The sequence below is a fragment of the Ruegeria sp. BG8 genome, assembly GCF_056538325.1.
The window spans coordinates 692,848-710,517 of the sequence record NZ_JBQFSZ010000001.1; the positions used below are offsets into that span (position 1 = coordinate 692,848).

General features: G+C 56.6%; 15 protein-coding genes. 11 read left to right on the top strand and 4 right to left on the bottom strand.

Going from position 1 to position 17,670, the window contains the following annotated elements; genetic code table 11:
• Nucleotides 1-13 precede the first annotated feature (13 nt).
• Genes ACR0DG_RS03520 through mdoH form a run of 3 tightly spaced genes read left to right on the top strand, consistent with a single transcriptional unit; the run spans nt 14 to nt 4,592 of the window.
• On the top strand, nt 14-1,231 hold the full coding sequence (locus tag ACR0DG_RS03520) for an OpgC family protein (protein ID WP_480694351.1): 1,218 nt from the start codon (nt 14-16) through the stop codon (nt 1,229-1,231).
• Nucleotides 1,228-2,727, top strand: coding sequence for an OpgD/OpgG family glucan biosynthesis protein (locus ACR0DG_RS03525; protein WP_480694352.1), 1,500 nt, complete (start codon nt 1,228-1,230; stop codon nt 2,725-2,727). The genes ACR0DG_RS03520 and ACR0DG_RS03525 overlap by 4 nt, the downstream gene beginning before the upstream one ends.
• Nucleotides 2,724-4,592 (top strand): glucans biosynthesis glucosyltransferase MdoH, encoded by a 1,869-nt coding sequence (mdoH, locus tag ACR0DG_RS03530; RefSeq protein WP_480694354.1) that lies wholly within the window; start codon nt 2,724-2,726, stop codon nt 4,590-4,592. The genes ACR0DG_RS03525 and mdoH overlap by 4 nt, the downstream gene beginning before the upstream one ends.
• Here the strand turns inward: mdoH and ACR0DG_RS03535 are convergent, their stop codons facing one another.
• Both ACR0DG_RS03535 and ACR0DG_RS03540 read right to left on the bottom strand, forming a co-directional pair.
• Nucleotides 4,593-5,408: a CE1 family esterase gene (locus ACR0DG_RS03535; RefSeq protein WP_480694356.1), complete on the bottom strand. Its 816-nt coding sequence runs from the start codon at nt 5,406-5,408 to the stop codon at nt 4,593-4,595.
• The gene (locus tag ACR0DG_RS03540) at nt 5,405-5,878 is read right to left on the bottom strand and encodes a rhodanese-like domain-containing protein (RefSeq protein WP_480694358.1); all 474 of its coding nucleotides are present in this window, start codon (nt 5,876-5,878) and stop codon (nt 5,405-5,407) included. Before ACR0DG_RS03540 ends, ACR0DG_RS03535 begins: the two co-directional genes overlap by 4 nt.
• Before the next feature lie 222 nt (nt 5,879-6,100).
• On the opposite strand from ACR0DG_RS03540, the gene ACR0DG_RS03545 reads away from it, so the two are divergent.
• From ACR0DG_RS03545 to selD, 7 genes are read left to right on the top strand one after another with little or no spacing between them, the layout of a single operon-like run.
• Nucleotides 6,101-8,971 carry a monovalent cation/H+ antiporter subunit A gene (locus tag ACR0DG_RS03545; RefSeq protein WP_480694361.1) on the top strand — a complete coding sequence of 957 codons (2,871 nt, stop codon included), beginning with the start codon at nt 6,101-6,103 and terminating at the stop codon, nt 8,969-8,971.
• On the top strand, nt 8,971-9,330 hold the full coding sequence (locus tag ACR0DG_RS03550) for a Na+/H+ antiporter subunit C (RefSeq protein WP_480694363.1): 360 nt from the start codon (nt 8,971-8,973) through the stop codon (nt 9,328-9,330). Before ACR0DG_RS03545 ends, ACR0DG_RS03550 begins: the two co-directional genes overlap by 1 nt.
• On the top strand, nt 9,327-10,871 hold the full coding sequence (locus tag ACR0DG_RS03555) for a monovalent cation/H+ antiporter subunit D (RefSeq protein WP_480694365.1): 1,545 nt from the start codon (nt 9,327-9,329) through the stop codon (nt 10,869-10,871). Before ACR0DG_RS03550 ends, ACR0DG_RS03555 begins: the two co-directional genes overlap by 4 nt.
• Complete coding sequence (locus ACR0DG_RS03560; protein ID WP_480694983.1) at nt 10,871-11,368, top strand: Na+/H+ antiporter subunit E; 498 nt, start codon at nt 10,871-10,873, stop codon at nt 11,366-11,368. Before ACR0DG_RS03555 ends, ACR0DG_RS03560 begins: the two co-directional genes overlap by 1 nt.
• On the top strand, nt 11,365-11,634 hold the full coding sequence (locus tag ACR0DG_RS03565) for a K+/H+ antiporter subunit F (protein ID WP_480694367.1): 270 nt from the start codon (nt 11,365-11,367) through the stop codon (nt 11,632-11,634). Before ACR0DG_RS03560 ends, ACR0DG_RS03565 begins: the two co-directional genes overlap by 4 nt.
• A 7-nt stretch (nt 11,635-11,641) precedes the next feature.
• Nucleotides 11,642-12,028: a Na+/H+ antiporter subunit G gene (locus ACR0DG_RS03570; RefSeq protein ID WP_480694369.1), complete on the top strand. Its 387-nt coding sequence runs from the start codon at nt 11,642-11,644 to the stop codon at nt 12,026-12,028.
• A 5-nt stretch (nt 12,029-12,033) separates the two neighbouring features.
• On the top strand, nt 12,034-14,193 hold the full coding sequence (gene selD / locus ACR0DG_RS03575; protein WP_480694371.1) for a selenide, water dikinase SelD: 2,160 nt from the start codon (nt 12,034-12,036) through the stop codon (nt 14,191-14,193).
• Here the strand turns inward: selD and mnmH are convergent.
• Both mnmH and ACR0DG_RS03585 read right to left on the bottom strand, forming a co-directional pair.
• Entirely contained in the window at nt 14,184-15,236 is a 1,053-nt protein-coding gene (gene mnmH / locus ACR0DG_RS03580) for a tRNA 2-selenouridine(34) synthase MnmH (RefSeq protein WP_480694373.1), read from the bottom strand. The genes selD and mnmH overlap by 10 nt on opposite strands.
• 44 nt (nt 15,237-15,280) lie before the next feature.
• Nucleotides 15,281-15,946, bottom strand: a complete 666-nt coding sequence (locus ACR0DG_RS03585) for an SOS response-associated peptidase (protein WP_480694375.1) — start codon at nt 15,944-15,946, stop codon at nt 15,281-15,283.
• 43 nt (nt 15,947-15,989) lie between these two features.
• On the opposite strand from ACR0DG_RS03585, the gene ACR0DG_RS03590 reads away from it, so the two are divergent.
• A complete protein-coding gene (locus ACR0DG_RS03590) occupies nt 15,990-17,642 on the top strand; it encodes a tetratricopeptide repeat-containing sulfotransferase family protein (protein ID WP_480694377.1) in 1,653 nt (550 codons plus the stop codon).
• Nucleotides 17,643-17,670: the final 28 nt, after the last annotated feature.

Below are 17,670 nucleotides of genomic sequence, written 5' to 3' on the forward strand. Positions count from 1 at the left end.
GGACAGAACACGTATGGCGACTGCTTCGCCCGCTTCTGATTTTGCGCCTGTGGCGGCTTCAACAGCTGCCCCAGTACGCACGCGCGATCCGCGCCTGGATTTCTATCGCGGCATCGCGATGTTTATCATTCTGATTGCTCATATCCCGAACGATCCCTGGGCCAAATGGATTCCCGCGCGGTTCGGGTACTCGGACGCGACAGAGATATTCGTTTTCTGCTCGGGCATGGCATCGGCCATCGCCTTCGGAGGCGCCTTTGCCCGCAAAGGTTGGTGGATGGGCACAGCCCGCGTGGCGTTCCGCATCTGGCAAGTTTATTGGGCGCATATCTGTCTGTTTTTCTTTGTCGCCATGTCTATGGCGGCGCTGGATCAGTCTGGACTGTTTGAGAAAACCTACATCACCTCCCTGAATCTGCAGCATTTTTTCAATGACCCTGCCTCGCAGATGGTTGGCATCTTTACGCTGACCTACGTGCCAAACTATTTTGACATCCTGCCGATGTATCTGGTGGTTCTGGCCCTGATGCCCGTATACATGGGCCTGTATCGCATCGGTTTCTGGGCCGTAGCCGCAACGTCGATTGCGATTTGGCTGGTGGCACAAACCGGCGCGCTGGCCCTTCCGGCCGAGCCATGGTCGGACCGTCAGTGGTTCTTTAACCCCTTCGGCTGGCAGTTGCTGTTCTTTACCGGTTTTGCGTTCATGCGTGGGTGGATCCCCGCCCCACCTGTGTCGAAAACCCTGATCTGGGCCGCTGTGCTGTTCCTGATTCTGTCGGCCCCGTTTGGGTCGTGGAAGGTCTTTACCTGGATCAACAATGCCGCACCTGAACTGGGTGCCGTGCTACGCAAGGGCTGGCCTCTGACATCGGAACTTCGGGGCAAGACCGAGTTTGGCCTGCTGCGCTATGTTCACTTCCTCTCACTGGCCTATCTGGGCTGGGTCGTTGCGGGTGAGCATGGCCATCGCTTGATCGCAACCGGTCAGGGTGCTGCCGCGAAAGTTTGGGAATTCCTGCTGACCGTCATCACCAAGGTCGGGCAGCAATCACTTGCAGTCTTTGTATTTTCCATGGCAGCCGCGCGCCTGATCGGCGTCGGACTGGACCTGGGTGGGCGGGATGTCGCCAGTGTTTTCATCGCCAACATGATTGGCTTTGCCATGATCATCGGGGTGGCTTATCTGGCCGCTTGGTTCAAGTCACAACCCTGGAAGTCGAAAAAATGAATTTCACACGTCGCGCATTTTTGGCCTCTACATCGGCGCTCGCCGTTGCCCCGGCCACCTTTGCAGCAGGCGGAGAAGTCCCGTTTGACCGCAATGATGTGATCGAATTGGCCCGTGAGATGGCCAGCCGACCATACGCCGAACGCGAAATGGTTCCGCAGGAATGGCAGGACCTGACATACCAACAATACCGCTCGATCCGGTTCCGGCTTGACCGGGCGCTTTGGTATGAGACCGACACCCCGTTCAACGTGGATTTCTTTACGCCCGGCCTGTACTTCCCGCGAACTGTTAAGGTTTCGACAGTAGAAGATGGCACGACAACGCCTGTCAGCTTTGACCTGACAATGTTTGACAAATCCAAGGACGTGCCCACCCTGCCAATCGACGAAACGCTGGGCTTCTCCGGCTTGCGGTTGCGCACTGAAATGCATCGCCCGGGCAAAACGGACGAATTCTGCGTGTGGCAGGGTGCCAGCTATTTCCGCGCCATTGGGTTGCACGAAGTATACGGCCTGTCTGCGCGCGGACTTGCCTTGAAAACAGGCGACCCCGACGGTGAAGAATTCCCCGAATTCATTCGCTTTTGGCTGGAGCGCCCGAAACCTGGCCAGCGCAACATGATCGTTCACGCATTGATGGACAGCCCCAGTGTGACCGGCGCGTATAAGTTCAATGTAACTGCCGGCGCAGATTGCATCATGGACGTTGAGGCGACCCTATTCCCGCGCGAAGAGCTGCGGCATGTGGGTATCGCGCCCGGCACCTCGATGTTCCTGTTCGACCAAACCAACCACAGCCGTTTCGATGACTTCCGCCCGGCTGTGCATGACAGCGATGGCCTGATGATCCGCAACGGTGCTGGCGAAGTTCTGTGGCGTCCGCTCGCCAATCCGACACGCCTTCAGATTTCGTCCTTCGTTGATCTGAATCCACGCGGTTTTGGGCTGATGCAACGTAAGCGCAAATTCTCGGATTACGCCGATCTTGAAGCCAATTATCACAAGCGCCCCGGCCTGTGGGTCGAACCCAATGGGGATTGGGGTAAAGGCACCGTGACACTGGTTGAGATTCCGGCAGATCAGGAAATTTATGACAACATCGTTGCGTATTGGCGCCCTGCAGAACCTTACGCAGCAGGCAGCCAGGTCGACCTGTCCTACCGCCTGATCTGGGGTGAAGAGCCGCAGCGCACCCCAATGCCGCGTGTGATCAATACCGCCATGGGGGAAAACACTTTTGGCGAAGGTCGTCTGGCCGTGATCGACTTTGAAGACAGCGAGTTGTTTGACGACCCCGAGGCGATGACCATCTTTGTCAACTCGCCCCACGCCGAAACATCCGATGGCGTATTGCAACGTAACCCCGATACGGGCGGTATGCGGTTGGCTTTCTCGTTCCAGCCGGGCGACCGCAACCATGTCGAACTGCGCGCGCAATTGCTGAAGGACAGACAGCCGGCCTCTGAGGTCTGGCTTTACCGTTGGACCACATGAACCGCGATCTGCATATCATGCCGCCAGAAGCACCTCTGGCGATGCCCGCGCAGAACTTTAGCGAGGGGTTTCGGGACGCGCAGGTTCCGGGCGGCAAGCGCGCATCGGCGGGTTTTTGGCGTGCACTGGCGTTTTCGCCCGCGATGTTTGCAACGCTTGGCTTGCTATGGATCATGAGCGATTGGTTCGGTGCCGAGGGGATCAATCTGGTCGAAGGTATTCTGCTTGCGCTGATATCGTTCAACTTTTTCTGGATATCTTTCACGGTCTGCACCGTTCTGCTGGGTATGGTATCCCTGTCGCGGCAGGAACAACCCAAACGGCAAGGCCGACCGCAACCGCTGCGCGTGGCGCTGCTGATGCCGGTGTATAACGAAGTTCCCTGGAACGTTCTGGGCAACGCCCGCACGATGCTGGAAGATCTGCGTAAACGCAGCGGTCAGCACCACTTTGCGATGTTCATCCTGTCCGATACCCGTGATCCCGAAATCGCGGCACAGGAACAAGCCAGCATCGAGGCATTGCGCACCACACTCGCCCCCGGTCTTGAGCTTTACTATCGCCGCCGCGAACAAAACACTGACCGAAAAGTCGGCAATATCGCCGATTGGGTCAGCCGTTGGGGCGCCGATTGGGACGCGATGCTGGTATTGGATGCCGACAGTCTGATGACCGGCCGGGCCATCACACGCCTGACCGACGCCTTGGCGCGTGATCCCGGCGCGGGCCTCATCCAAAGCTATCCGCAACTGATTGGTGCACAATCCGTTTTTGCCCGGATGCAACAATTCGCCAATGGCGTTTATGGCATTGCGTTTGCCGAAGGTCTGGCCCGTTGGTGTGGGCAAGAGGGCAACTATTGGGGCCATAACGCGATCATTCGCACCAAGGCTTTCGCCTCGAGCGCGGGGCTGCCAAAGCTGCGGTCGCTGAATGGTCAGGAAAAACTGATCATGAGCCACGATTTCGTTGAGGCCGGTTTGCTGCGCCGTGCAGGCTGGGCCGTCCGCTTTTTGCCGCGGATTCGTGGATCGTACGAGGAAACACCGCCCACATTGATCGACCATGCGCTGCGGGATCGCCGTTGGTGTCAAGGTAACCTGCAGCATCTGAAGCTGTTGGGTTCAGCCGGTTTCCGGGCTGTGTCACGCTTTCATATGTTCCACGGAGCCGTCGGATACCTGATGTCGCCGCTATGGTTTGCTCTGCTGGTGATGTGGGCGCTGATCGGTCAGGGCGAGGACGCGTCGGTTCTATACTACTTTAGCCCCGACAACCCACTGTTCCCACAATGGCCCGAGATGTCGGAAACCCGCCATGTGCTGATTATCCTTGTGATGTACGCCATGCTGCTCGCACCCAAGGTCCTTGGTGTTTTGGCGTTGCCCCTAAGCGGTGTGCGCTATGCCGATTTTGGTGGCGGCGGGAAATTCCTGACATCCTTCCTGGCGGAAGTGATCCTTTCGATCCTGTATGCCCCGATCCTGATGGTACAACAGATGATCGCAGTGTTCCGAACCGCGTTTGGAATTCAGAAAGGTTGGTCGCCACAGGCGCGCGATGGCGGCAGCTACAGCCTGCGCACCCTTGTGTTTTGCCACGTGCTGGAAACCATCAGCGGCATTGCGCTGAGCGTGGGCATCCTGTCCGGCCTGGTATCCATCTGGCTGGCCCCAATCGCGATCAGCCTTGCGCTTGCGATCCCTCTGTCTGCGCTCAGTGGCGTTTCCTCCGGATCGGCGCGGCGCATGGTGGGAATGAAGGAAGATGTGCACGAGCCAGCGATCACCCGATCGGCCCGCCGCCACCGCGATGAACTCAAGCGCCTGATCGAAGGCAAAGGCGTCATGACACCTGCCGAGTGATTAACCGCCCGGCAGGCCCTCATACCAATCGACCATCATGTCCGCCCAACCTTTGGGGACATTGTGACCGCCGGGAAACAGCGCGAATTCCAGTGCGCTGCCATCGGCGCAACCGGTCCAATAGCGCCGCATGAACTGACCCGTCGTCGAAAATCCGCTGGGCTTGGTATCGGCACATTCATTCGCGACCCGCCAGATTTCTAACCCTGCAAAGATATCGCCCTGATGAAAACGGCCGCCCCCAAGAATGCGCCCTTCAAGCGGGACGACGTTATCCGTCCATCCATGGGTGTGGAACATACGGATAGGACCATCGCAGCTTTCGGGGTCTGGACGCCAAAAACCGCCCGAGACCGGAACGTAGGCAGAAAACGTCTCAGGCGCGGCGCAGGCAAGATAATAAACCATGAAGGCCCCTGCCGAAAATCCACCCAACAGAACGCGATCCGGGTCGACACCAAACCGGGCTGATGCGTCCTGAACAGCTTCGGTCAAAAAGGCGGTTTCATCGCGGCCTTTCCAACCCGGAAAAAAGTTCCAGCTTTGGCGACCATTGCGCTCTGACCCTTCCGGGGCCATCACGGCATAGCCGCGGTCCAGCAAAGGATCGACCATTCTGCGGTTTTTCAATGTTCCGGTCGCTGTTCCGCCATAGCCGTGCAGGAACACGACCAGCGGGGGGTTCTCAGCGTCGGGCAATTCTATGTGGTAGCCGCCCGACTGTGTTTCGCACATTCCCTTTTGGTCCGCGCAGGCCGCGTATCCGGTTTTGGCGGCCAATGCCGCAGCGACTGTAAGAACGGCCGCTCGGATCATTGCGATGCACCTTCGTATTTCTCAATGGGCAAACCAGTTCGCACCCAGCCCGGCCCAGCAGCGGATCCAAGCATGCCCTCAGGCACATCAATGATATTGGTGAACCCTGCTGCGCTGAGCTGATTGCTCAGGCGCGCGGAACGAACCCCACGTGCGCAGATCAATGCGACGGGCGCATTCCTGTCGCCATCCGTCAATTCATCCAGCGCCGCAACAAAGTCTTCACGGCGCATATCCAGTGGATACGCTCCTTCGCCAACACCGGTTGCACTCCACTCGCGCGGCGTGCGGATATCCAAAAGCAAAATATCGCCCGAGACCGCCTGTTGATGCGCGGACTCGACACTCAGGTGGCCACCCGCATAGCTGGCTGGGATCAGACGATACTCTCGTATCCCAAACCCCGCCGCGATTAACGCGCCGCCGCCAACCAGCACCCATCTGCGGCTTTTGAACTTGTTGCCTGTCACGTCCGGTCCTCCTGAAAGGTCAGAAGCTTATTAACACAGCAACCGAAGCTATTTCGCATGGAAATTACCGTTTGAGTTCAAGTTCCCGTCAGAGATTTTTCAAAATTTTCATTTCGACACCCGCCCTAGAACTATGTCGAAAACTTGCAATAGCTGGACAGCTAGAAAATTTTCTTTACAAAAAACAGAACTATATTGACCGCCAAGACCGGAGTATCGCACTTGTCCCTATTCCTCATCGCGGCCCTTCCCTTTCTCGGCGCTGTATTCCCAGCCCTACTGATCAGGGCAGGACGAAACGCAGCCGCGTCTGCGGCGGGTTTGACAACATTTCTTGCGCTGATGGGGCTGTTGATTCACATCCCCTCGGTCATGCGCGGCGACGTGGTGACCGCTCGGTTCGACTGGATCCCCGGGCTGGGTCTGAATGCCAATTTCATGCTGGATGGGTTGGGCTTTCTGTTTGCCCTGCTGATCCTCGGGATCGGCTTGCTGATCATTCTCTACGCGCGGTTTTATCTGTCGCGCGAAGATCCTATGGGTCAATTCTATACGTATCTGCTGCTTTTTCAGGGCGCGATGGTGGGGATTGTCCTGTCGGATAACATCCTTCTTCTGCTTATTTTCTGGGAGCTTACGTCGCTTAGTTCATTCCTGCTGATCGGCTATTGGAAACACCTGCCCGAAGGACGTCAAGGAGCCCGCATGGCGCTGGCCGTAACCGGATCGGGCGGGTTGGCTATGATCGCGGGAATGCTGATTCTGGGCAATATCGTAGGGTCGTATGACCTAAGCGTCATCCTTCAGAACAAAGAGCTTATTCAAGCCTCGCCCTACTATTTGCCCGCGCTGATCCTGATCCTGCTGGGGTGTTTCACCAAATCCGCGCAGTTTCCGTTCCATTTCTGGCTACCTCACGCAATGGCGGCCCCAACGCCGGTTTCGGCATATCTGCACTCGGCCACGATGGTAAAGGCAGGTCTGTTCCTGATGGCGCGGATGTGGCCTGTGTTGGCCGGAACCGACGCGTGGTTCTACATCGTCGCAACCACGGGTCTGGTCACTATGCTGATCGGGGCCTGTATTGCGCTGTTCAAAGACGACCTCAAAGCGCTGTTGGCGTTTTCAACCGTCTCTCATCTGGGTCTGGTAACGATGTTGCTGGGCTTTGGGACAAAATTCGCCGCAGTCGCTGCCGTGTTTCACATCATCAACCACGCAACCTTTAAGGCTGCTTTGTTCATGACGGCCGGGATCGTGGATCACGAGACCGGAACCCGTGACATCAAACGTTTGGGCGGGCTGCGGCACCTCATGCCAATCACCTTCACGATTGGCACAATTGCAGCGTTGTCCATGGCGGGCCTGCCACCATTGAATGGCTTCCTATCTAAGGAAATGATGCTTGAAGAGACGGTTCATACCACGTGGTTGCACTCACACTATCTGGTGCCCGGTCTGGCTTTGCTGGCAGCGTTGTTCTCGGCGGCGTATTCGTTCCGTTTCGTCAGCCATGTCTTTCTTGGACCGGAGCGGACCGATTATCCGGCGCACCCGCATGATCCACCGGTCGGCCTTTGGTTGGCACCCGCTTTCCTTGTAGTTCTAGTGATCCTGATCGGCCTGTATTCGGCGGCGATCGTCGGACCGCTTGTCGCCGTTGTAGCCAGCGCTGTGATCGGCGGAGAAAAGCTGCCTTATTACTCGCTCAAGCTCTGGCACGGTTTCACGCCCGCACTCTATATGTCCGTTGTTGCCACCATTGGCGGCCTTGTCCTGCTGGCGTTGCATCGCCGCGGCGAGCAATTGTGGAACGCCTTGCCGCGCCCAGAGGCCAAGGTCATCTTCGAAGCTGTCATTGACGCAATGACCCGGCTTAGCAACTGGATCACCGACACACTGCACAACGGTGTCATAAGCCGTTACGCCATCATCCTGATCGCGTTCACTGTTGGGCTGGGCTACTACGCCTATTCGACCGGCACCATCGGCGCTGAGACCCGAGACCCGCTACCTTTTCAAACCATCCCGGTCATAGGCTGGATCTGCCTTGTCGCCGCAACACTTGCGATCATGTGGTTCCATCGCAACCGCCTGTTGTCGCTGGTGTTGATCGGTGTCGTTGGCCTGATTGTTTCGATGGCCTTCAACTATCTCTCCGCGCCTGATCTGGCGCTGACACAGATTTCGGTCGAAGTGGTGACGATGATCCTGTTGCTGCTGTCGCTGAACTTCCTTCCCACCGACACACCGTGGGATAGCAGTGCAGCGCGACGTTGGAGGGATGCGGCCATTTCGGTTGTTGCTGGCATCGGTTCGGGTGCGTTGATTTATGCGCTTATGTTGCGCGATTTCGCCTTCCCGACCATCTCGGATTTCCATCTGGCCAACTCGTACAAAGGCGGCGGTGGCACCAATGTGGTCAACGTGATCCTCGTGGATTTCCGAGGCTTTGATACCTTTGGCGAGATCATCGTTCTGGGCATCGCAGCGCTTATTATCTTTGCCCTGACCGAGTCAGTTCTTGGCACAAACGTGCGTGGATATCTGCTGAACCGCAAACCGCACTGGCCGCAATCGGGGGACTCGCATCCGCTGATGATGGTCGTCGCGACACGGGTCATGATGCCGATTGCCCTGATGGTCGGTGCCTATATCTTTTTCCGCGGTCACAACCAGCCCGGAGGCGGCTTTATCGCCGGTCTGATCGTGGCGATCGCCTATCTGATGCAATACATGGCCAGCGGGTACACTTGGGCGATCGAACGTCAGCGGTTCTATTATCACGGCTCGATTGGCTGGGGCGTTCTGATTGCCGCTGCAACCGGCATAGGGGCCTGGTTCAATGACCGCCCATTCCTGACCAGTGACTTTGGCTACATTCATTGGCCGCCGCTGGAGGAGTTTGAATGGGCCACCGCGATCCTGTTTGACACAGGCGTTTTCCTGGCGGTTCTGGGCGCTGTTATGCTGGCGTTGGACAGCCTGTCGCGCTTCGCCTGGCAACCCGGCATGGCGCAGGAGTTCCCAATGGATATCAACCCTCTGCGGGATGATGCCGGAAAAGAAGACGAAGAGAAGGAGCAGGCCTGATGGAAGCGCTCGTAGCCTCAGCCGTAGGCGTGATGACCGCTGCCGGGATCTTTTTGATCCTGCGTCGGCGCACGTTTCCCGTAATCCTGGGCCTGTCCCTGTTAACCTATGCGGTCAACGTCTTTCTTTTTGCAACAGGAAGGCTGGCGCTGGACGCACCGGCGGTTCTGAACAAGTACGAAGAGGTTCCATATACAGATCCGCTGCCACAGGCGCTGGTTTTGACAGCCATCGTGATCTCATTCGGGATGACGGCGGTGATCGTGATGATTTCGCTCAGCGCTTATCTTTCGGCCAAGGATGATCACATCGACATGACTGCGCAGGATAGCACCGACGCGCCGGGAGAAGACGCATGAACCACTGGATCGTTGCTCCGATCGTTCTGCCTGCGATCCTTGCGCCCTTCATCATCATGGTTCTACGCTACCACCTGGACCTGCAGCGCATCTTTTCGGTGGCCGGGGTTGTTGGCCTGCTCGGGATCGCCCTGACGATTACGGTGCAAGCCGGCGGAGGCGATATTCAGGTCTATGAACTTGGCGATTGGCCTGCGCCCTTTGGCATTGTGCTGGTTTTGGATCGCTTGTCGGCGATGATGGTTCTGCTAACCGCGCTTTTGGCGTTGCCGATTGTTCTATATGCCATTGCGTCGGGCTGGGACGACAGGGGTAAGCATTTCCACGCGCTGTTCCATTTCCAACTCATGGGCGTGTGTGGCGCTTTCCTGACCGGTGATGCCTTTAACCTGTTCGTTTTCTTCGAAGTGCTTCTGATCGCCTCTTATGGGTTGATGACCCATGGCGGCGGTGCGGTTCGACTGAAGGCAGGTGTGCAGTACGTGGCCTATAACCTGCTGGGATCGACCCTGTTCCTGTTCGCTTTGGGAACGCTGTATGCGGTGACAGGGACGCTCAATATGGCGGACATGGCGGCGCGTGTGGCCGAACTGCCCGCGGAAGATACAGCGCTGCTGCGGGTCGGTGCAGTGCTGCTGCTGCTGGTGTTCTGCATCAAAGCTGCGGTCTTACCCCTGCACTTCTGGCTGCCTGCCAGTTACGCAAACGCACCGCTGCCGGTTGCTGCCCTGTTTGCAATCATGACCAAGGTTGGCGCGTATTCGATCCTGCGCATGTACACGCTGGGTTTCGGGCCCGAAGTCACGGCGACCCAAGGCTTGGTTGGTGCATGGTTGCAACCCGCCGCGCTGGTGACATTGGCCGTTGGTGCCATCGGTATATTAGGTGCAAAGCACATCGCGCGCATGGTGGCCTTCTGCGCCATTGCGTCAATGGGCACGCTGCTGATCGCTATCTCACTATTCACTGAGACCGCAACCGCCGCTGCGCTCTACTATATCTACCACTCAACGCTGGCGACGGCCTTGTTGTTCCTTGTCGCCGATATGGTCATGGAACGGCGCGGTGGTGCGATTGCTCCGACAGCGCCGATGCCGCAGAGCGGGCTGATCTCGGCGCTATTCTTTGTAGGTGCCATTGCCTTGGCTGGCATGCCGCCGCTGTCTGGCTTTATCGGCAAATTGCTGGTGCTGGATGCCGCGCGTGATGCGCCCAATGCCAATGCGATCTGGGCTGTAATCCTGATCGGATCATTTGTGACCATTGTTGGTCTCGCGCGGGCTGGCACGCTGATCTTCTGGAAAAGCCATGATGCCCGCTATAGCACTGAACCAGAGCCCGAAAACGCCGAAGAGGTCGCAGCGCAACCCGCACCCGAACCGAACCCAGGTTTGGCCCTTACTGCGATATTTGGAACCGTTCTCGGACTTGTCGTACTGACAGTATTCTCGGGCCCGGCGCTGCAATATGCCGATCGCACAGCTGAACAGCTTTTCACGCCTGAAAACTATATCGCAGCCGTTTTGGGAGGCGAAGAATGATGCGCTTGTTACACCGAATATTCCCACACCCACATCTGACCTTCCTGCTGACGGTAGTCTGGGTTTTGCTGGCGAACAAACCCTCGTTGAACTCGGTGGTTTTCGGTTTGATCCTTGGGATCATCATACCGTTCATCACCCAACCCTACTGGCCCGACCGCCCCAAGTTGCGTAATTGGCCGATGATCGTTGAATACGGACTGGTCGTCCTTTGGGATATCGTAATCGCCAATATCACAGTGGCCAAAATCATCCTGTTCAAGCGCGACGCAGACCGACAACCCAACTGGGTTTGCATCCCACTCGAGCTGCGCACCCCCGAGGCGATAACTGTATTGGCAGGAACGATCACGATGACGCCCGGCACGGTCAGTTGCGATCTGTCAGCGCAAGGCCACAACTTGCTGGTTCATTGCCTGGATGCACCCAACCCGGAAGAAGTTCGCGACGAAATCAAACAGCGCTATGAACGGCGGCTAAAGGAGATTTTCGAATGATCGAATACGCCATCTACTTTGCCTTCGCCTGTTTCGGGGTCGCCATCATTCTGTGCCTCTGGCGCATCATTACAGCCGACGGTGTCGGAACCCGCGTGCTTGCTCTGGATACGATGGTCATCAACACCATCGCGCTGATGATCCTGTACGGGCTTGCGTTGGGCACTGAAATCTTCTTCGAGTCCGCCATGATCATCGCCATGCTTGGCTTTGTATCAACTGTGGCCTACGCACGCTTTATGCTGCGCGGCAATATTATCGAGTGAGGGCAGCATGACGTTTATCTTCGAATTGCTAATCTCATTCTTTCTGATCGTTTCAGGCATTTTCGGCTTTGTCGGCTCCTATGGGATGATCAAGCTAAAGGACCCGATGTCCCGGCTGCATGGACCCACCAAGGCGACGACACTGGGCGTAGGCGGCGTCCTGCTGGCGTCTATCTGTCACTCGGTCCTGCTGGAGGGCAAACTTTCGCTGCACGAGTTGCTGATCACCTTATTCCTGTTCCTCACGGCACCGATCACAGCTCTGTTCATTGCAAAATGGCATATCCATCGCCATGAAAAACCCAACGATCTTCCGGACGCGGGCGAGGACGAACTTTGGGCCACCCATGCGGTCGAACAGGTCGAAGACGTTCCTGATCACAGCAATACCTGAGCCCCATGCACACACCTCCGCTGCCCCTGACCCGCGATCTGGTTCTTATAGGCGGAGGTCATACCCACGCCCTGCTTCTGCGCAGTTGGGGTATGAACCCGTTGCCCGGTGCGCGCGTAACCGTCGTAAATCCCGGCCCAACCGCACCCTATTCTGGTATGTTGCCGGGCTTTGTCGCCGGACATTATGACCGATGGGAACTGGACATTGACCTTGTAAAGCTTGCGCGCTTTGCCGGTGCCCGCGTCGTGCTGGGCAAGGTCGAGGGGTTGGATGCGAAAGAACGCCTTGTTCATGTTCCCGGGCGTCCTCCGATCGCGTTTGATGTGGCTTCTGTGAATGTGGGCATCACCTCTGACATGCCCGCCCTGCCCGGTTTCGCGGAACACGCGATACCGGCAAAGCCGTTGGGGCCGTTTGCCGCCAAATGGGCTGAGTATCTTGCCGGTCATGGCACTGCATCCGTCGCCGTTATTGGTGGTGGCGTGGCCGGAGTAGAACTCGTCATGGCAATGGCCCATGCACTGAAGGAAAAAGGGCGCGAGGCACAGGTCACGCTGATCGACAACGCAAAAGCGCTGACCGCAACTGGCGCTAAGGCTGCATCCACAATCCGTAACGCAATGCGCGAATTGGGTGTAACCGTGCTGGAAGATGCGCAGATATCGAGCATCGAAGAAGATCATGTTTTGCTGGACAACGGTGATCGCATCCCTGCCGCCTTCGTTACCGGAGCCGCGGGCGCCCGACCGTACGGTTGGATTTCTGAAACGGAATTGGCACTGCAGGACGGCTTCATCCGGGTTAATGCCCATCTTCAATCCAGCGATCCCGCGGTGTTCGCGGCAGGCGATTGCGCACATCTGACCGAAAATCCGCGTCCCAAAGCAGGTGTTTACGCGGTGCGCGAGGCCCCGGTTTTGTTCAACAACCTGCGCGCTGCTTTGGGCGCGGGTACTCTGCGCCGATACGTTCCGCAGAAGGACTATCTGAAACTGATTTCACTTGGCGGCAAGTCTGCTCTGGCCGAGCGTTTGGGGACGTCATTCAGCGGTCCCTTGATGTGGAAATGGAAAAACCACATCGACCAGACGTTTATGAACAAGTTCCGCAATCTTCCCAAGATGGCACAACCGGCCTTGCCCACCCAACACGCAAGTGGCCTGAAAGAAGTGTTGGGCGACAAACCGATGTGCGGGGGGTGTGGTGCCAAAATTGGACGCACTGCGCTGCGATCGGCGTTGAACGCGCTGCCTGCCCCGGAACGTACGGATGTCATCCCCCTGCCCGGTGATGATGCCGCGCTACTGCAGACTGGGAATGCCAGACAAGTCATGACATCCGATCATCTGCGGGCAATTACCGACGACCCCGTCTTGATGGCCCGCATCGCTGCTGTTCATGCTCTTGGGGATATTTGGGCTATGGGAGCCGCCCCACAGGCCGCCACTGCGACAATCACCCTACCGCGCATGGCACTAGAGCTTCAGCACCGCACGATGACTGAAATCATGTCCACCGCCAGCGATGTCATACGCAACGCCGGGGCCGAGATTGTTGGCGGTCATAGTTCAATGGGCGATGAATTGACCATTGGTTTCACCCTGACAGGCTTGTGTGAAAATGACCCCATCACCCTGTCGGGCGCCCGGATTGGTGACGCCCTGATCCTGACCAAACCACTGGGCAGCGGCGTGTTGATGGCCGCCGAAATGGCCGGTCTGGCGGATGGAGAGTGGATTACAAAGGCCTACGAACAGATGAGTCACCCACAGGGTGAGGCGGCCCGTATTTTAACCGATGCCCACGCCATGACCGATGTAACGGGTTTTGGTTTGGCTGGACATCTGGTCGGAATATGCGAGGCATCGGGTTGCGGGGCCACTTTGGATTTGGATGCAATTCCCGTAATGAAGGGTGCGCTGGACCTGGCCGCAAGGGGTGTGCAATCGACACTGTTCGAAGAAAACCGAACGGTCGCGCCGGACCTGCCGCTTGGGGGCAAAACAGACCTCTTATTCGATCCTCAAACAGCCGGTGGATTGTTGGCCGCTGTGCCATCCGATCTGGCCCGCCATATGTGCGACACGCTTCGCGCCGCCGGATATCCGGCCGTCATCATAGGACACATCACGGACACAGCCGGGCTACGACTTCAGAGCTGATCCAGCAGAGCCTCGATCCGGTTAGCCGCCGCTTCCAGACCAGCCGCATCCAATGCGTCCACATTTACATGGGCGATCACTTTGGAAACGCGCGCGCGGCTGGATTTCGTGTAAGCCGGATCGTAATGCTGTTCCATCAAGGCGCGCGTTAATGCCAGTTTGTCTTGAGATTTTATCAAGTCGACCCAACCATCCACGACGGCATGTCCCAGGTGATAACGCAATGGGGAAAGACGATCCGTCAACCGGGTGCCATCGGACAAAACGTCTTCATAAGCCGAAACCAAATAGGCCGAACGCGCCTCGATCGAGGCTTCGATGTTGATCCGTGGTGCGGCACGCAATGCATCCCACAAGGAAGGAGGCAAAATTAGCTTGCCGATTTTAGACGACTCTGCCTCGACGACCACAGGCCGATTGATATCGAGGTGACAAAGTTCAGACGCCAACACGGATTCGAACGCTTTTTGGCTGGGTTGTCCGCCCGGCATCTCACCCAGCAAAGAACCTCGGTGGTTTGCCAACCCCTCAAGGTCCAACACTTGAACACCGCGCGACCTAAGTACCCCCAAAAGCGCGGTTTTCGCCGTACCAGTGTATCCGTCCAGTGCGAAAAGGCGATGACCTAGTGGATCATCATACAGATATTGGTTCACCAGACGGCGATACGTTCGATAGCCCCCCTCGACCACATCGGCCCGCCACCCAATTTGTTGTAGCGTCCACGCGAACGATCCTGACCGCTGGCCGCCTCGCCAGCAATAAACCAGCGGTTTCCATCCACCTTCATGATGCGACAAGCTGTTTTCAATGTGATTGGCTGCATTGCGAAACACCAATGCCGCACCAAGTTTTCGCGCTAGGAACGGGCTTTCCTGAACGTAAAGTGTTCCAACCCGCGCGCGTTCTTCATTGTTCAGGACCGGTAGGTTGATCGCACCGGGCAAGTGATCTTCGGCGTATTCGGCCGGGCTGCGCACGTCGATCACTGTATCAAACGCATGCTTGTACAAGTCAGGCAAGCTGGTGAATTTCGAACTCATATCAGTGATCTAACCCCTGATGGGGTATTTGAGAAGCCGCATAGTCATGCAAGAATTGGTTCAATAAGCTGCGCGCCACTCGCCCGGTTCGAGTTCACTGCCGCGTCCACGCGATGATAGTCCAGAACACCTTCGGCCCCAGGCTTCATCAAAAGCGCGGCACCTTTCCCGGCTTCGCCCAGCCATAATGGCCAATCATTGGGTTCCAGGATCAAGGGCATGCGATGATGGATAGTGCCGAGGTCGTGATTGGCAGGGGTGGTCACGATTGCACAAGTTCCAAACCGCATCTCGTCGGCACCCCAGTCTTGCCAGACACCTGCAAATGCGATGGGTGCCTTATCACGGCGCGTTATATACCAAGGCAATCTGTCGCCCTGCTCGGTCTTGGCCCATTCGTAGAACCCGGTTCCCACAATCAGACAGCGCCTCTCGCGGCAAGCTGCACGAAATGCAGGTTTCTCGGCCAGGGTTTCCGCCCGCGCGTTAATCAACAAGGGACCAGCCGTCTGGGTTTTGTACCAATGGGGCAAAAAACCCCAGCGCAGCGCATCCAGTGTCCGCCCATTTTCACCCGCGCGCACAACATGCACCTGATTTGTCGGACAAACATTAAAATTTGGAACCGCAGGCAACGTATTCGCTGGCCGTGCGGAAAACAGCTGCGCCATTGCATCGTTCGGAAGAGTTATTGCAAAGCGTCCGCACATGGGTAATGAACCATCAATATTGTTTCGACAGATACCGGGCCTAATGCAAAACCAAACAGCGAAAACGCTCAAAAGCAAGGCATTGACTGCTTTGGAAGCTGGCAAGCCGCAATCAGCTTTCAAAAAAGCCCAGCTAGGTCTGAAAAAATTTCCAAGTGACTCAGATTTTCATGCCATTGCCGGTTTTGCCCTGACGCAGTTGAAGCAATATCGAAAGTCCATTCCGCACTTCATCGAAGCATCAAAGTTAAAGCCAGATGACCCCCAGTTCGCTGAAAATCTGGCGAACGCACTGATGCAGTCGGGACAGATACCCGTCGCATTGGAATATGCCGAGCAAAAGCTGGAGAAGTTTCCAAATAACAAGGAACTGCTCAGAGTTGTCGATGAGATCCAACTCAAAGGCAAAAACTGGCGTGAGATCATCGATCACACTTCGAAAAAGCTGGAAAAAGACCCCCAGAACGCAAGCCTTCTTTCCGCACGCGCGCGGGCCTATGACCGGATAGGGTTTGTCGACAAAAGCGTTCAGGACATTTCGCGGGCTTATGAGCTGGAGCCCGGGAACGACGATATCGCTTACCAGAAAGCATCCACCTTTCATCAACGCGGTGAAAAAGAGGAATCCCGGCAAATTCTGCATCGCATTGCAGCCCGGAATCCAGCGCATGTGAATACGCTATTTCAACTGAGCATGATGGCCAGCGCCGAGGACGCACCCGACATGCTGGTGGCTGTCGAAAAAGCGATCGCCTCTTCAGAACAACCGGGTGCCGAGTTGGAATTTGCAAAGGCTCAACTCACCTCCAAAATCAAAGGATTAACAGCTGCGCTTCCCCAATACGTCTTGGCGAACGCAAAGCAGCATGCACTGAACCCATACGACTCTGCCTCAGAGGATCGAGCATTCGAAGCAGCCACAGGGCTGTTTTCCGTTAACACCGATATTCCATTCTCCAATTTGAATGAAAAACCTTTGCCGGTTTTTGTACTGGGACAACCCCGCTCTGGCACCACTCTAATGGAAATGATGCTGAGTTCAGCGCCCCATATCGCAGGATGTGGAGAATTGACGGTAGGGGCGGACTTATCGCGTGAGTACCTAGCTGGATCGTCTACCTTTGATGCTAAAAGCGCTGAGCAGTTTGCGCAGGACTATCGTGAATTTATGCCACCACTACCGCAAGATTCGACGGCTTTTATCGATAAGATGCCGCACAACTATAAGCGCCTGGGTTTTCTGCTAACGGCTTTTCCGAATGCTAAAATCATCAATATGTTGCGAGACCCTCGCGATGTTGGATTGTCGAAGTGGATCCGTTTTTTCCCAGCGAGTGGAATGCGTTACGCGTCAGACCAAAAGGCGATTGCGCATTCTGCGAACCTGTATCGCCGGTATATGTCCCATTGGCGGGCCGTTTTCGGCGACCGGATCCTAACTGTGCAATATGAAAAACTGGTCGACGACCCAAAGACCTACAGTCAACAGGTCGCGGCCTTCTGTGGCATCGACTGGTCCGAGGCGATGATGCATCCGGAAGAGAATACCAAGCAGGTCCGAACGGCCAGTATCGATCAGGTACGCAACAAGATTTCGACCAAGTCAATTGGCGGATGGCAGAGTGTTTCTGAGCATCTGCAACCCATGCTCAACGGCTTCGACCCGGCCTTGTGGCCGGAATACGATCTAAGCTGACCCTACCAAAAGGCCGCATCCCCAGACG

Coding starts and splice junctions, on each gene's coding strand:
- ACR0DG_RS03520 (WP_480694351.1), top strand. CDS start 14: ATGGCGACTGCTTCGCCCGCTTCTGATTTTGCGCCTGTGGCGGCTTCA.
- ACR0DG_RS03525 (WP_480694352.1), top strand. CDS start 1,228: ATGAATTTCACACGTCGCGCATTTTTGGCCTCTACATCGGCGCTCGCC.
- mdoH (WP_480694354.1), top strand. CDS start 2,724: ATGAACCGCGATCTGCATATCATGCCGCCAGAAGCACCTCTGGCGATG.
- ACR0DG_RS03535 (WP_480694356.1), bottom strand. CDS start 5,408: ATGATCCGAGCGGCCGTTCTTACAGTCGCTGCGGCATTGGCCGCCAAA.
- ACR0DG_RS03550 (WP_480694363.1), top strand. CDS start 8,971: ATGGAAGCGCTCGTAGCCTCAGCCGTAGGCGTGATGACCGCTGCCGGG.
- ACR0DG_RS03555 (WP_480694365.1), top strand. CDS start 9,327: ATGAACCACTGGATCGTTGCTCCGATCGTTCTGCCTGCGATCCTTGCG.
- ACR0DG_RS03560 (WP_480694983.1), top strand. CDS start 10,871: ATGCGCTTGTTACACCGAATATTCCCACACCCACATCTGACCTTCCTG.
- ACR0DG_RS03565 (WP_480694367.1), top strand. CDS start 11,365: ATGATCGAATACGCCATCTACTTTGCCTTCGCCTGTTTCGGGGTCGCC.
- ACR0DG_RS03570 (WP_480694369.1), top strand. CDS start 11,642: ATGACGTTTATCTTCGAATTGCTAATCTCATTCTTTCTGATCGTTTCA.
- selD (WP_480694371.1), top strand. CDS start 12,034: ATGCACACACCTCCGCTGCCCCTGACCCGCGATCTGGTTCTTATAGGC.
- mnmH (WP_480694373.1), bottom strand. CDS start 15,236: ATGAGTTCGAAATTCACCAGCTTGCCTGACTTGTACAAGCATGCGTTT.
- ACR0DG_RS03585 (WP_480694375.1), bottom strand. CDS start 15,946: ATGTGCGGACGCTTTGCAATAACTCTTCCGAACGATGCAATGGCGCAG.
- ACR0DG_RS03590 (WP_480694377.1), top strand. CDS start 15,990: ATGCAAAACCAAACAGCGAAAACGCTCAAAAGCAAGGCATTGACTGCT.